The sequence below is a fragment of the Bradyrhizobium sp. genome (genome assembly GCF_035652035.1).
Lineage (GTDB): Bacteria > Pseudomonadota > Alphaproteobacteria > Rhizobiales > Xanthobacteraceae > Bradyrhizobium.
Genome location: NZ_DASREO010000112.1, coordinates 22,170 through 35,674, shown reverse-complemented (window position 1 = coordinate 35,674; position 13,505 = coordinate 22,170). Strand labels below are relative to the sequence as shown.

Sequence of the window (13,505 nt, the reverse complement as noted above, 5' to 3'; positions counted from 1 at the left end):
CAACCTTGCCGCAGCCCATCTTTATGATCCACCGATCTAAATCAAGCGTCACCAAACTTTTCATGTTGAGACACTGAGCGTTGTAGCTGCAACGATCGTTGCAGCTTTGTCGCGTCGATCTTCAATCGTTACGCGAACGGGATGAAACGCTTGGCGTTTTGTCCGATCCTTGGCCTACTGCTGCGCGACGCAAATCAGGCCCGTGCGTTGCGGAAACGAATTCGCCATGCGGTTACACTTGATTGATTGCAGTCTTCGATTTCGGACGTGCATCGTTGCGCTTGCGGAGATCATCTTCCTGGCGGCATCGCTGACGATAGCGTTTTCGCCCTCAGCGCGGGCGCTACCCAGCTTCGCGCGCCAGACCGGCCAGCCGTGCGGCACCTGCCACACTGATTTTCCCGCACTGACGCCTTACGGCCGGCGCTTCAAATTGCTCGGCTACACCACCGGCGGCGGCGAATTCCGAACCAATCCGTTCTCCTCGCAAATCGCGCGCGATGCGCGCGCCGAGTACGACAAGATGATGGGCTACGTGAAGTCGCTGCCTCAGGTGTCTTCGAAGCCCGAGGAGGACAAGGAGTGGGTCCCTCCGGTCTCGATGATGGCCGTCGTCGGCTACACGCATACGCAAGCCGATCTCGGCACTCTGATCGGCCCGCCCGATCCGTACAGCCAGAACAATAACGTCGTGCTTTCTCCGTTCAGCGGATTCTGGGGCGGTGCGATCACCGACCATATCGGCGCCTTCGCGCAAGTGACCTACAATGCAATCGGGCCGGGCCCCTCGGCGGACCCGTTCGATCGACACACATGGACCTGGGACAATACCGACGTTCGCTACGCCAATACGGCGCATCTCGGCCCGCTCGACATCATCTACGGCATCACCGCCAACAATAATCCAACGGTGCAGGACGTCTGGAACACCACGCCTGCCTGGAGCTTCCCTTACGCGGTGTCGAATGTCTTTGGTCCGCAAAACCCTGGCACCGTGATCGAAGGCGCCTTCGCCGCGCATGTCGGCGGTGTCGGCGCCTACGCCTTCATCAATGACCTGCTTTATCTCGAATTGACCGGTTACAAGACGTTAGGCTTCAGCACGCAGAACAATCTCGGCACGGACCCCTTTGGCGCACCTGGCCAGCTCGGCGGCATTTCTCCCTATTGGCGCGTGGCGTTGGAGCCGCACTGGGGCCGCAACACGTTCATGATCGGCACCTTCGGCGGCCAATTCAACGTCCATCCCTGGGTCGATACCAGCTTCCAGACGTGGTCGACCGCGGTGTTTCCGCAAACCGACAAGTTCACCGACATCGGCTTCGACGCGCAGTATCAGTACCAAGGCGACAATTGGTGGCTGACGCTGCGCGGCAGCTACATCAGGGAATTTCAGCAGCTGGACGCGACATTCGCAAATAACCTCGGGCCGTCCGGACTGCCGACGAATGCAAACGACACGCTCAATAGCCTGAAACTGCAGGGCTCCCTAGCCTACGGCGCCGACAACCGGGTCGTCTTCACGGGACAGTATTTCAGCAATTGGGGTACAGCCGATGCCGGCTTGTACGGGCTCGATCCCGCAACGGGCATTGCGCTCACACCGAACACCAACGGCTGGACGGCGGAGCTTGCCTACATTCCGTTCGGCGCCAGCAAGATGGTCGGATGGCCGTGGTTCAACGCGCGGATCGGCCTGCAATACACCTATTACAACAAGCTGAACGGCACCACGGTCGGGGCCAGCAACAACAACACCCTGTTCCTCCACGCCTGGTTTGCGATGTAGGCGGACATGACCGCAGTCGGAGATGGTCTGATGAAAAAAATTCTCTTCCTCCAGGTGGCCGCACTCGCGAGCGCCCTCGCCACACCTGTCATCGCCGCGGACCTGCCGATGAAAACCCCAATGCCGGTCGCTCCCGTGTTCAGCTGGACGGGATGCTATCTCGGCGGGCATGTCGGCGCCGGCAGGGGCACCAAGGATATGACCGATCCGGTGCAGCTTGTGCAGGACACGCTGAATGGCGCAGGCACGACGGTCGGTGTCACCACCGTCACCACGACGCCGACCGGCGCCGTGGTCGGCGGCCAGATTGGTTGCGACTATCAGTTCGCCGGTGGCGCCGTCATCGGCATCGAGGGCAGCGCGTCGGGCACGACCATGAAGGCGAGTTCGCTGGTCGGGCTTCCGTTCACGGGACAAACCGCGCTCGTGCAGGCCAACAATGATTTTCTGGCGAGCGTCACGGGGCGGATCGGTTATGCCTTCGACACCGTCCTCGTTTATGCCCGCGGCGGCTTCGCGGTGGCCGGCGACAAATACGACGTGAGCGGCGGCGACTTCAACGGCGGTGGACCGTTCCACTTCCAGGGGGTGGACAATCGCTATGGCTGGGTTGCCGGCGGCGGCGTCGACTGGGCCTTCACGCGCCATTGGTCGATGAATGTCGAATACGACTATTACGGATTCGGCAACGGCAACGTTCTGATGACCGACCAGGTTTCCACCCTCACCGGCGTTGTGAACGTCAAGCAGAGCGTTCAGATCATCAAGGTCGGCTTCAACTTTCACATCGGGGCATCGGGGTGGTGATGGCCTCAGTTCGTCAGCTTGAATGAAAACGATCGAGGGCGAGAGGGACGAAGCGTGAAGGCAATCGGCTTAAGGCTGGTATTGCGGGTGGCCGTTATTGCGGTTGCCTTCTCGGCGACCGCCCGAGCGCAGGAACGATCGGCCGCGAACGTAGGCGGCTTCGAAGCCAAACTCGAATATTGCAAGACCTGTCACGGCCTGTCGGGCCAGGGCTATCTCGGCTATTTCCCCATGCCGCGCCTTGCGGGCCAGCAGCCCGACTATATCGAAGCGCAGCTCAAGGCCTTCATCGAGCGCCGGCGAACCAATCCGATCATGTTCAATGTCGCGCATGTGCTGAGCCCCTCGATGATCTCGGCTCTGGCCAACCATTTCCACCATCTCAACCCGGCGCCCTTTGGCGGCGCGCCGCACGGCGCGGTCGCGCAAGGCAAGAGGATCTTTGAGGAAGGCTTGCCCGAATCAAACGTTCCGGCCTGCTCGGCCTGCCATGGTACGGACGCGCACGGCCAACGCGAAATTCCGCGGCTGGCGGGCCAGCTCTATCCCTACATGGTCGGCCAATTGAGCGGCTGGAGCAAACAGCGCGGCCAGGGCACCGCGGTCGATACGTCGGCGATCATGGCGCCGACAGCGCATAACTTGACGCGTTCACAGATTGAAGCGGTGGCGGCCTATGTCAGTGATCTGCGATGAATGCTGTTGCCGCATACGGCGGCATATCGGCGAGCGGGTGAAGCACGAGAGCCTGGTACCGCCGATCTGAAGTCCCTGCACCACAGGCGGCGGATTCGATCAGGGGACTTCAGATCGATAAGGCGGTACCAGAACCAATAAGTTTGCCAGTGCCCATGACTTTCCGAAGTTCGTGAAGATGGGTGCTGCAATGGGGGACGAACTTCGGAAAGTGGGCACCAGGGTCATGAAGCGCATTGGGCTGAAACTGGCGATCACGGCGGTCGCCGCATGCTTGGTCTTAGCCGTGCCGGCGCTCGCCGACAGCGCCGCGGTCCGCAACTGCACCTGGTGTCACGGCACGGACGCACAAGGCTATACGGTTGCGCCTCGGCTCGCAGGACAGCGACCGCAATACACCTTGAACCAGATCCGGAGCTTCCACGAGCACACGCGCGACAATCCATTCTCCAGACAGTACATGTGGAATGCGGTGGCCGCGCTTGATCCGAATACCGCCCGCGATCTTGCCAATTACTTCGCCTCTATCCAGCCAAAACCCGCCAATGACGGCGACAGTGCGCTCGCCGCCAAGGGAAAGCGTATCTTCATGGACGGCATCCCTGAAGCCAACATCGTTTCCTGCTACGCCTGTCACGGCCCGAATGGCGAGGGCATCCGCGAAATTCCGCGTCTCGGCGGGCTCGCCTACTTCTATGTCAAGGCGCGACTGGAACAATGGAACAAGGGCTATCATTCCACGGCAGGCTCGCCGATGCCCTTGGTGGCAAGCCATCTCGGCCCCGAGGAAATCGAGGCGCTCGCATCCTATCTCAGCTTCGTGAGGTGAACCCCGGCTGAGGCTAATCCGAGCCCCTTCCGAATGAATACGGCCTACGCCGCGATCAGGTCGTGATGCATCGGCTCGATCGCGTCTTCGGCCGCGACTTCTTCGCAGAACAGGCGCGCTTCCTCCCGCGCCGATTCCGTTGCAAAGCGCCGCAGCAGAATGAGCAGCGGGTCGGTCACGCTATGATCGGTCTCGCACTGTGTCAGCACGCGTTCGACCATGCGGCGGCGCAGCCGTGCCGCCTCGCCGAGCGTATCGGCAAAGCCGGTCTCGTGAATGACATCAACGGCCGCGCGGAATGCGGCAAAGGTCGATTCCGGCAAGCCCGCACGCCGCAGCAGCGCCGCGAGGCTCGCTGCTCCGCGATCGAGCAACAGCGAAGAGACGCGGGAGCGCGGCAGGCCGGACAATTCGGAGAGTGCAGCCTCGAACAATTCGAGATTGCCTGACAAGAGCGCGCGCAGGATCAGACCCGCGGTGAGCTGGGAAGTCGCGCGCAAATGCGAAATCAGTCCGCGCATGTCGTCGCCGCGCGAGGACGCGGCGATGCTGACGGTCGAGCGGTCGCGCGCCTCGCCGGCGATGCGCTCAGCCCGATCGGCGCTCAGCCAGTTCCTGGCGACGACGAATTGCGCCAGCGTGTCCGACAATTTGGCGACCAGCGCCACCCGCGTCGCAGCGGGAAGATCTTCCAGCACCAGCATCGATTCGCGGATCGCTGCGAGGTGACCGTGGCGCTCGACAATGCGGTCCCAGGAAAACGGGGCCAATTCCGCATAGGGGTTTTCGATCAATTCCAGCGCCGCCGCCGCGGAACCAACCTCGGCGATCGCGGCGCAGACCGAAGCCGGCAAATTCATGCGGCGCGCGACCGCGCACTGCACCTCGCCGTCCCCGGTCGCGACGATGTCGACGAGATCCGCATCGATCAGAAGCGGCGAATGTTCGAGGATCGGCAGACAAACCGACGGCTGGTCGAGCGCGAGCGCCTGCACGATGGCCGCCGGCGCCTCGTAACTGCGCGCGAAAACATCCGCCATCGCCCGGCGCACCAACGGCGAGGTGTCGTCAAGCAACATCAGCAGCGCGCCTTCGGCGGCTGACCGGTCGTCTTCGGAAAGGTCGGAAATGAGCCAGGCCCGCGCCAAGGCTCGTGTCGCCTCGGCGCGTTCGCCTGCGGGAGCGGTCTTAATCCAACTGATGAACTGCCGAACGATCATTGCCCTGCCGGCTTACGCAAAAAAACCCTGGCGCTGTCATTTTGCGCCAGTGCAAGACAAAATAAACCACGACGCTTAACAAAGCGTTCACTATAACCGGCTGGTTTCATTGACCTTTTGTTAAGGCCTGCGGCGCGAGCCGCTTGTGCGGCTTTAGCCGCTGAAGGTGCCGTTGCGATCTGAGAAGAGATCGAGCCCGCCACTCGTCGCTGAAGCCGGCGCGACTGCGACCGTGGTCGAAGGCGCAGCGCCAGTGGACGACGCCGGCGGATCCGACGTCAGCGAGGCGGAGTTGCCCCACAATTCGCGCACCGCCTGCGAAACCGGCTGAGGGCGGCCACCGCCATCCTGAAACAGCGAACGGAACACCGGGCTCGATGGCGCGACACCTGCTGTCGTTGTGACTGATGCCATCGTGATCGGCGCGGCGGAGGCTGTTGTCCCCGGCGCGGCCGATCGAGTGTCCGGAAAGGTCGACAGATAAGTCGCGCTGTCGACCGACGGCGCGGCAGTGCTTGGACTCGGGCTCGCGCTTGCGACCGCGATTGTCGGCCTGACGATGTCGCCACCGACCGAAGCCATCGCGCTTTGGGTCGCCGATGAGGAGGCCGCGCTCGCATAGCGCTGCTGCAGCACCGAATAGACCTCGGACACACTGCGCGCCCGCCCCGTGGCACGGTCGTAGAAGATCGATCGATTGGCGGCCGCGGCATTCGGGAACAGCCGCGCGGCAGACGCTTGCGGATTATCCTCGGCATTGCCGATCAGCTTTGCCGCGCCGCCGACGCCCATGAAATGAGCCATGTATAATTCGCTGTCGGACGGACGCCGGCCGATCATGCCGGTCAGGCGGAAACTGTTGAACTGGGTGAGCGCAGCGGCCATGTCGGATGCAACCGCCGGATCGTCGCGCAGCTTCATGATTGTCTTCCGCGCCGTGGGGTCGGCAACCGAATAGGTGCCGTCGGAAGACTTGCTGATCATGTCGGCATAGGCGCCGTAGCCGAGCTGAGGGCCGGCTTCCTTGAAGGTGGCGAGCCAGGTCTGGTCGATGAACTGAAACAGCCCGTGGGCCGAAGACGTCGAAGCGCCCGCTGTCGGATTGAAGTCTGACTCCATCTTGGCGGTCGTCAGCAGATACTGGAAGCTCATGCCGCTGGCGCCGGCCGCCTGCTTGATGGCGCCGGCCACGCGCACGCGCGCAGGATCGACACCGGCCGCGGCCGAGGCATTCGAGTTGTCGACCGACATCGTCTGGTCTCGCTCCCCGCGAAACGACCTATTCCATATGGCCGACGCGAAGGCTCCCACCAGCGCTTTGGCCGGCCTCACAGTGCGGTGATTATGGTTAAGAGCGGGTTAAGGCGGTTCCGGCCTAGTCATTGTGAGCAGCCGTGGCAATTCTTCGGCTCGTCATGCCCGGCCTTGTGCCGGGCATCCACGTCTTCCTTTCATCGGTAACAAAGGCGTGGATGGCCGGGTCAAGCCCGGTCATGACGGAGACGGCGTCGTTGCACGACGAGCAGAGTTACTTTTTGTAGACCGCCTTTGGATCGAACTTCCGATCTGCGTCAACGAACGACAGCTTCGCGCCACCGTCGACCGCCTCGACCTTGCGGTAGAAGCATGAATGCCGGCCGGTATGGCAGGCCGCGCCAGTCTGCTCGACGCGAATCAGGATCGCGTCCTGATCGCAATCCACCCGCATTTCGACGACCCGCTGGACGTGGCCGGAGCTTTCGCCCTTGCGCCACAGCGCCCCGCGCGAGCGGCTGTAGTACCAGGCCTCGCCGCTCGCGATGGTCCTGCGCAACGCTTCCTCATTCATATGCGCGACCATCAGCACTTCCGACGTCGCCGCGTCGACGGCAACGCAGGTGACGAGGCCGTTGGCGTCGAACTTGGGCTGAAGCATCAGCCCTTCTTCGCGGTCGTCGCTATCGGATGTAGACACTGACTTTATTCCTCGAAGGGTTTTGGCGAGAGCTCCGAGGACGCGAGAGTTCTTCGGAAGTTATTCAGCGCTGCGGCGCGCGCACCAAAGAGATGAAACGGGCCTGCTCGGCCGGATTGTCGCGGAACATGCCGGTGTAGCGGCTGGTGAAGGTCATCGCGCCGTGCTTGGCGACGCCGCGGACCGACATGCAGGTATGCTCGGCCTCGATCAGGACCGCGACACCGCGGGGCTTGAGGACCTCGTCGATGGCGGCCGCGATCTGCGCCGTCAGATGTTCCTGGGTCTGCAGACGCCGCGCGAAGATATCCGTGAGACGCGCAAGCTTCGACAGGCCAACGACGCGCTCGACCGGCGTATAGGCAATATGCGCCCGGCCGTAGAACGGCATCATGTGATGCTCGCACTGCGAGGTGAACTCGATGTCGCGCACCAGCACGAAGTCGTCATAGCCCGCGGTCTCGCCAAAGGTGCGATCGAGCACCTCGGCCGGGCACTGGTGATAGCCCTGATACAATTCGTCGAAGGCCTCGACCACGCGGCGCGGGGTGTCCAAAAGGCCCTCGCGGGCAGGATTTTCGCCGATATAGCTGAGCAGCGTCTGCACCGCGCGTTCCGCTTCGGCGCGCGAGGGACGCGGCTGATCGGCGCGAACTGCAGCCGCCAGAAATTCGGCTGGATCGAGCTCGGCCGGCCGGACATCCGAAGGTTTCGTCTGGGAAGGTTTGGGGTCGGAATCAGAAGTCTTTGGGCGAAGGGATTTGATCGTTGCGTCCATGTCAGCTCCGTTCGACCGGTCTCATTGAGACCGGAGTGTCACCGGCAGACGGGGCGGACAGTTGCCGCCGGGCGCCTGAGTCCCCCCACTTTACTGGCTTTGCGGTGGCCGAATGGGTACCGATTTCGGACCACCTGCTCAATCGGGGTGGCTGTATTTCCACCATCTCGACCCATATATAGGACCATGCATCGTGGCCGCCAAGGCCGGGAAATACGAGTTTGGGCTATGCTGAACGACGTCTACAACAAGCGGATCATTGAACTGGCGGGCAATATCCCCCGGCTCGGCCGCCTGCCACAGCCGGACGCCTCTGCAACCGCCCATTCAAAGCTTTGCGGGTCGACCGTGAAGGTTGACCTGAAGATGGACGGGCCCGTCGTCACCGACTTTGCCCATGACGTGAAAGCCTGCGCGCTGGGTCAGGCCTCCTCTTCCATCATGGCGGCCAATGTCGTGGGCTCGACTGCGAGCGAATTGCGTGAGTTGCGCGAGGTTGTTCGCAAGATGCTGAAGGAAAACGGCAAGCCCCCGGAAGGCAAATGGGCCGAGATCGCCGTGCTCGAACCGGTCCGCGACTACAAGGCTCGGCATGCCTCGACGATGCTCACCTTCGACGCCGTGGTCGACGCGATCGGCCAGATCGAAGCAAAAGCCCCTGACAAGGCCAACGGCGCAGCGGCGCAGCCCGCCTCTGCCTAGATCCGTTAGCTGTCCGACAAACTGTTCAGCGCTTTCACTGGGCCGGCGCGGCCGCGACACTCGCGGTCGGTAGCACCTCGGCTGTCCGGGTCGACTTGGCCGCCGGCGCGGGCTTCTCGTCGTGCGCCGCCGCGGTCACGAAGCGATCCTGGACCGGCTTGATGGCAACGACCTGCGCGACCGATCCGCCCGTCGATGGCAGCACCTCGGCCACGGCATCCGTCGTCACCAGATTGGTCTGCCGCAATTCCTCGCGCGACAATTCGTGCAGTTCTTCCCAAGGCGGCACGCTGAGCGATAATGCGAGCAGTTCGCCGGCGCCGCCCATCTCGAAGGTGTATTTCGCAAGCCGGCCGATATCACGCTCGACGATCATCAGGTCATCCGCGGAATAGCTCGCGGCCTTCGCGTCTTCGGCGCGGTCGCCCATCCAGATCTGGTGCACGCGCACATGCGCGGCCTCTGGCACGTAGCGCGTCTTGCCGGACAACAGCAGGAACACGCACATCGACTCGCAATAGGCGTCAGGCTCGATCGCGCCGCGCTCACCCTGCGCGCTGCGGGTCAAAACGCTGGTGCCGACCGTCGTCATCAAACCGAGGCTGCGGAAACGGCGACCCAGCGTGATGGCGTCGTTGACCGAGCCGCCAGAGGAATCCAGCACGACGGTGGCGCCGCGAAGATCGCGTCCGTGCGAGAAGTCCTCAAAATCCTTCGGGCTGTCTGCCGTCACGATGCCGATTGCGCTGATCCATCCGCCGCAATGCGGCTGACATGCCACCCAGCTGAACTGCATCGGAAGCTTGCGCTCCTCCAGCGTTCCGTCGGCGTGCGCCAAACCAGTCAACGCAGCCAGGATGCCCGGCACGGCCATACACGCAAAGGCAGCAGCCAGGAGTGCCAAGCCGCGGAAGCGAAGTCTGACGAGTTTCAATTTGGTTCCTTCCCCGCAATCGCCAACGGGCGGCAACACGAAAACGATTCTGTCATCCCCACGTTAAGAAACGTAAACGCAGTTGTCCGAATCGTCCATAGACGGCTTGTTGCGCCGCGGTGCAGACCGTTGATATTTCCAAAACTGTGGCACAATTATTGACGCATGGAAGTTCCATGCGCTGGAACCAGACAATTGGCGCTTAAGATCGCAGGCCGATGCCCCTGAAGAATTCGCACCTCAAGCTCAACCTGTCGGCGCGTTGCGTCAACTGTTCGCACAATGTCGAGCAGTTGCCGCGGCAGGCGGGCCGCGCGATGATCTGGCTCTACCGGCACACGCTCTCGCCGCTGGTTGGCTATAACTGCAGGCATTTGCCGACGTGCTCGGTCTATGCCGATGAGGCGATCGGACGCTTTGGATTGTGGGGCGGTGGATGGATGACGCTGGCGCGACTGCTCCGCTGTCAGCCGTTCGGCACCTCGGGCATCGACAATGTGCCGGCGACAAAACCCGCCGGCGCGCGATGGTATCTACCGTGGAAATACGGACGCTGGCGCGGCGTCAATTCGGCGTGACACGCACGGCTCTTTGCGCTGCAACGCATCACCCAAACTGCGTTGCGGTGACGCGGGAACCGGCATATCCTTTCCAAGGTTAGCTTGGTGTCTTCTTTTCACGGAGGACGTCAACAATGCGCTGGAAGATCGAGCCTGATGGACACGACCCTCGGCAGATCGATTTGTTGGCGATTGTCGCGATCATCCTCATCGTCATTGCGGTCGGCCACTTCATGACCGAACACCCGAAGAGGCATCTCACCTCGAGCTTTGTCGAGCCGAGCCAGACCGTGCGCTGGTAGCGCGCCTCTTCAGTTTCACTGAAACCAGAAAAATCCGCGCGACGGCTGCGGCGGTGGTGGTAGTGGCGCCGGATGCGGCTTGCGCGGCCGCTTGGGCCGCGGCGCCGGAGGCGGCACCTCGGTCGATGATGTCGCATCTGCGGTCGCCGCGCCGTCGTCCGGCAGACGGACGGCGAGCAGCAGGTTCGATTCATGCGAGCGCCAGCGATAGCCGATGCCGAAATCCATCGGCTGGGCGCGCTGGAACAGCTCGGTATAGGACTGCTGATACTTGTTCGGGAATTCCGAGATCGGACCGGCATAGCGTCCGAACGGAAAGAGACGCCACTTCCTGGCGCTGTAATAGCCGAGCGGAATTCCGGAATCGTCCTGAATGATGGTTGCGCTGTTGGCGAGGATGAAATCGCGCACCGTCGAGAAGTTATTGGAATGCAGAAGATATGAGGCGCTCTTGATCAGGCTGTTGCCGGGCGCGAGTGTTGCGCAGAATTTCAGGAAGCCGCTCGATCTGGCGCCGGATTCGGACAGATCGGTCGAGAAGTAATACAGCGTGCGATCGACGCCATCGCTTCCCGCAAACACGATCCGCACCCCCTGCACGGCATTGCCGCCGGGATTCTCGTTCGCAAAATACGCCGTGCCTTTGGCGTCGAGCGCAACCGTCGAGACGTTCTTGATGGTCTTGCCCGAGCGCGCCATGAACACGTAGAGCAGCGGCAGCGTGCCGTTGAGCTGGCCTTCATGCAGGTCGACCTTCATCTTCTTGGTGATGAAGAACGAAAAGCTCAGGATCGAGCCGAGCGAGTGCTCGACATTGGCCAACGCCGCACTGATGCTGCCGCGCGGCAGTTTCGTCATGTCCGGTACGGAACCCGGCGGCTCCAGTGCGCTCAGCACGTAGGTCGTCGCGCTCGGGTAGAACGCGTTGGCGTAAAGGAAGTCGGGCCCCGAAAACATGTAGAACATGGTCGGCTTGAGCGCGGAGATGTTGGCCTCCGACCAGGCACGAACCTTCGACATCTGCCGCTGCTCGAGCTGACCGAAAGCGGAATCGAAAAACCGCGCATGATGCTGCCAGGCCGGATCCCTGGTCAGCGGCATCAGTGGCGAGTCGGCGGACGGCATCATGCCGGCGAGAAACTTCGCAGTGTCGTCGGCGGTCGGGGCGTCGGCTGCGCGCGCGCTCACCTGCGCTGCTGCGAATAACAGGGCCGCAGCGGCCACGATGGTTTTCAAGGGGCGAAACATTTTTATCTACGACCTGCCTTTATGTGCGACCTGCGTTGGGTGAAGGGGTCGCAGAAGCGGCATCGTCCTTTTTGCGGAAAACGACGTAGATCAGGAGGCCTGACACCATAATCAGAGCACCGAAAAAGGACTGCAACGGCCGGTCAACGACAAGATAGTACATCATGAAAAGGGTAACGAGCAGGAAAATGACCGGCGTCACCGGGTATCCCCAGGCGCGGTAGGGCCGCGGCAGGTCGGGCCGCATGATCCGCAGCTTGATCACGCCAGCTACGGTGAAGAACGAACAGAACAGCAGCGAGAACTGGATGAAATCCAGCACCGCCTCGAAGCTGCGGTTAAACAGCATCAACGTCGCGACCGTCAGCTGAAACAGGATGGCATAGGCCGGCGCGCCCTGCTTCGACTTGCGCGCGAACACCCGCAAGGCGGGGATGTCCTCGCCCATCGTCATCATCACGCGCGGGCCGATCCACATCATCGCACTGATCGAAGAGATCAGCCCGATGCAGATCATCGCGCCGACGATGCGGCCGCCGAACTCGCCGAAAATATAGCTGCCGGCAATGCGGGCAACGTCAATCTGGCCGGCCAGTTTGTCGATCGGCGCGGTGTGCAGGAAAACCGCGTTCAGCGCCACGTAGAGCACGAGCACGATCGACGTCCCAGTAAACAAGGCGCGCGGCAGGTTCTGGCCGGCGTCGCGCATCTCGCCGATGATGTAGGTTGCGGCGTTCCAGCCGGAGAACGAGTACATCACGAAGACGAGCCCGATCGCGAACGGCGAACTCGCGATATAACCGATGTCGCTGACCTGAGGCGTGAAGGTGACCGGTTGCGGCGTGCCGATGACAAAGCCCGCGATCAGGAAGGCCGTGATCAGCACGACCTTGAGGACGGTGGAGATCAGTTGAAAGGTCGAGGAGTGCTTGACGCCGGTAAGTTGAACCAGCGACACCAGCCAGACAATCCCGACCGCCAGCGCCATCGGCGGCGCGTCAGGCAAGATCGACCGGCCGTATTCGCCGAGCGCAAGTGCCGCGAGCGCCACCGGCGCCGCAAAGCCGACTGTCGCCGACACAAAGCCCGCCACGAAGCCAAAAGCCGGATGATAGGCGCGGCTCAGAAAATTGTACTCGCCGCTTGAACGCGGAAACATCGCGCCGAGCTCGCTGTAGGAAAACACGCCGCACAGCGCGACGATGCCGCCCACGGTCCAGAGCGCGAGGATCGCAAAGCCCGAGGGGATGTCCTTGACCTGGAAGCCGAGGCTGGTGAAGACCCCGACGCCGACCATGTCGGCGACGACGATGGCGGTCGCAACCGCAACCGAGACCGTCGATCCGCCGTGAGGCCGGTCACCCCACGTCGCAGTTCCAGTGGCTGGTGATCCGATTCTAACGTTCGCCTCCCGTTGCAGCGAACACCGTAGCGAACGTCAGAATCAAAGGATCACCAGCAAATACCGATTCCAGTGGAGTTTGGGATTTGGCATTCGCCTTACAAACCCGCGGCCAATTAAGACGCGAATGCCAAATCCACTCCACTGATGCCACCATGTTCGCCCGCGCTTCGGGCGCCACGCCCGCCAATTTTCATCGTGCAATCAGGCTTGGGCCAATTCAAGGACGCCGCCTGACAATTCAGATCTGATACTTTTAGGTGTTTAAATACCGATTCCCAACC

14 protein-coding genes are annotated in these 13,505 nt (G+C 62.1%); 7 read left to right on the top strand and 7 right to left on the bottom strand.

Going from position 1 to position 13,505, the window contains the following annotated elements:
• The first annotated feature begins 226 nt into the window (after positions 1 to 226).
• From VFB05_RS31165 to VFB05_RS31150, 4 genes are all read left to right on the top strand, one after another.
• A complete protein-coding gene (locus VFB05_RS31165; RefSeq protein WP_325019864.1) occupies positions 227 to 1,789 on the top strand; it encodes a cytochrome C in 1,563 nt (520 codons plus the stop codon).
• A gap of 30 nt (positions 1,790 to 1,819) precedes the next feature.
• Entirely contained in the window at positions 1,820 to 2,596 is a 777-nt protein-coding gene (locus VFB05_RS31160) for an outer membrane protein (RefSeq protein ID WP_325019862.1), read from the top strand.
• Between the two features lie 54 nt (positions 2,597 to 2,650).
• Positions 2,651 to 3,292 (top strand): c-type cytochrome, encoded by a 642-nt coding sequence (locus VFB05_RS31155; RefSeq protein WP_325019860.1) that lies wholly within the window; start codon positions 2,651 to 2,653, stop codon positions 3,290 to 3,292.
• A gap of 226 nt (positions 3,293 to 3,518) precedes the next feature.
• Positions 3,519 to 4,121 (top strand): c-type cytochrome, encoded by a 603-nt coding sequence (locus tag VFB05_RS31150; RefSeq protein WP_325019858.1) that lies wholly within the window; start codon positions 3,519 to 3,521, stop codon positions 4,119 to 4,121.
• Positions 4,122 to 4,165: 44 nt separating this feature from the next.
• Here the strand turns inward: VFB05_RS31150 and VFB05_RS31145 are convergent, their stop codons facing one another.
• The 4 genes from VFB05_RS31145 to folE all read right to left on the bottom strand — a co-directional run bounded on the left by VFB05_RS31145 (position 4,166) and on the right by folE (position 8,073).
• Positions 4,166 to 5,341, bottom strand: coding sequence for a DUF2336 domain-containing protein (locus tag VFB05_RS31145; RefSeq protein ID WP_325019856.1), 1,176 nt, complete (start codon positions 5,339 to 5,341; stop codon positions 4,166 to 4,168).
• A gap of 153 nt (positions 5,342 to 5,494) precedes the next feature.
• Positions 5,495 to 6,592 carry a transglycosylase SLT domain-containing protein gene (locus VFB05_RS31140; RefSeq protein WP_325019854.1) on the bottom strand — a complete coding sequence of 366 codons (1,098 nt, stop codon included), beginning with the start codon at positions 6,590 to 6,592 and terminating at the stop codon, positions 5,495 to 5,497.
• Positions 6,593 to 6,869: 277 nt separating this feature from the next.
• On the bottom strand, positions 6,870 to 7,295 hold the full coding sequence (hisI, locus tag VFB05_RS31135) for a phosphoribosyl-AMP cyclohydrolase (protein WP_325019852.1): 426 nt from the start codon (positions 7,293 to 7,295) through the stop codon (positions 6,870 to 6,872).
• Between the two features lie 64 nt (positions 7,296 to 7,359).
• A complete protein-coding gene (gene folE / locus VFB05_RS31130; RefSeq protein WP_325019850.1) occupies positions 7,360 to 8,073 on the bottom strand; it encodes a GTP cyclohydrolase I FolE in 714 nt (237 codons plus the stop codon).
• Positions 8,074 to 8,301: 228 nt separating this feature from the next.
• Between folE and VFB05_RS31125 the strand changes: the two genes are divergently transcribed.
• The gene (locus tag VFB05_RS31125; RefSeq protein WP_325019848.1) at positions 8,302 to 8,775 is read left to right on the top strand and encodes an iron-sulfur cluster assembly scaffold protein; all 474 of its coding nucleotides are present in this window, start codon (positions 8,302 to 8,304) and stop codon (positions 8,773 to 8,775) included.
• A gap of 34 nt (positions 8,776 to 8,809) precedes the next feature.
• Here VFB05_RS31125 and VFB05_RS31120 read toward each other — a convergent pair whose 3' ends face one another.
• Positions 8,810 to 9,649, bottom strand: coding sequence for a hypothetical protein (locus VFB05_RS31120; protein WP_325020059.1), 840 nt, complete (start codon positions 9,647 to 9,649; stop codon positions 8,810 to 8,812).
• 377 nt (positions 9,650 to 10,026) lie between these two features.
• Between VFB05_RS31120 and yidD the strand changes: the two genes are divergently transcribed.
• Both yidD and VFB05_RS31110 read left to right on the top strand, forming a co-directional pair.
• Positions 10,027 to 10,287, top strand: coding sequence for a membrane protein insertion efficiency factor YidD (gene yidD / locus VFB05_RS31115; protein ID WP_325020057.1), 261 nt, complete (start codon positions 10,027 to 10,029; stop codon positions 10,285 to 10,287).
• A gap of 116 nt (positions 10,288 to 10,403) precedes the next feature.
• Entirely contained in the window at positions 10,404 to 10,571 is a 168-nt protein-coding gene (locus tag VFB05_RS31110; protein WP_325019846.1) for a hypothetical protein, read from the top strand.
• 15 nt (positions 10,572 to 10,586) lie between these two features.
• Here the strand turns inward: VFB05_RS31110 and VFB05_RS31105 are convergent, their stop codons facing one another.
• Positions 10,587 to 11,819: a hypothetical protein gene (locus tag VFB05_RS31105; RefSeq protein ID WP_325019844.1), complete on the bottom strand. Its 1,233-nt coding sequence runs from the start codon at positions 11,817 to 11,819 to the stop codon at positions 10,587 to 10,589.
• Positions 11,820 to 11,838: 19 nt separating this feature from the next.
• Positions 11,839 to 13,215 (bottom strand): APC family permease, encoded by a 1,377-nt coding sequence (locus VFB05_RS31100; protein ID WP_325020055.1) that lies wholly within the window; start codon positions 13,213 to 13,215, stop codon positions 11,839 to 11,841.
• Positions 13,216 to 13,505: the final 290 nt, after the last annotated feature.

Excerpts from the sequence above, each read along its gene's own strand:
- VFB05_RS31110 (WP_325019846.1), top strand. The coding sequence starts at position 10,404 with ATGCGCTGGAAGATCGAGCCTGATGGACACGACCCTCGGCAGATCGAT.
- VFB05_RS31105 (WP_325019844.1), bottom strand. The coding sequence starts at position 11,819 with ATGTTTCGCCCCTTGAAAACCATCGTGGCCGCTGCGGCCCTGTTATTC.
- folE (WP_325019850.1), bottom strand. The coding sequence starts at position 8,073 with ATGGACGCAACGATCAAATCCCTTCGCCCAAAGACTTCTGATTCCGAC.
- VFB05_RS31120 (WP_325020059.1), bottom strand. The coding sequence starts at position 9,649 with ATGGCCGTGCCGGGCATCCTGGCTGCGTTGACTGGTTTGGCGCACGCC.
- VFB05_RS31160 (WP_325019862.1), top strand. The coding sequence starts at position 1,820 with ATGAAAAAAATTCTCTTCCTCCAGGTGGCCGCACTCGCGAGCGCCCTC.
- yidD (WP_325020057.1), top strand. The coding sequence starts at position 10,027 with ATGATCTGGCTCTACCGGCACACGCTCTCGCCGCTGGTTGGCTATAAC.
- VFB05_RS31145 (WP_325019856.1), bottom strand. The coding sequence starts at position 5,341 with ATGATCGTTCGGCAGTTCATCAGTTGGATTAAGACCGCTCCCGCAGGC.
- VFB05_RS31150 (WP_325019858.1), top strand. The coding sequence starts at position 3,519 with ATGAAGCGCATTGGGCTGAAACTGGCGATCACGGCGGTCGCCGCATGC.
- VFB05_RS31165 (WP_325019864.1), top strand. The coding sequence starts at position 227 with ATGCGGTTACACTTGATTGATTGCAGTCTTCGATTTCGGACGTGCATC.
- VFB05_RS31140 (WP_325019854.1), bottom strand. The coding sequence starts at position 6,592 with ATGTCGGTCGACAACTCGAATGCCTCGGCCGCGGCCGGTGTCGATCCT.
- VFB05_RS31125 (WP_325019848.1), top strand. The coding sequence starts at position 8,302 with ATGCTGAACGACGTCTACAACAAGCGGATCATTGAACTGGCGGGCAAT.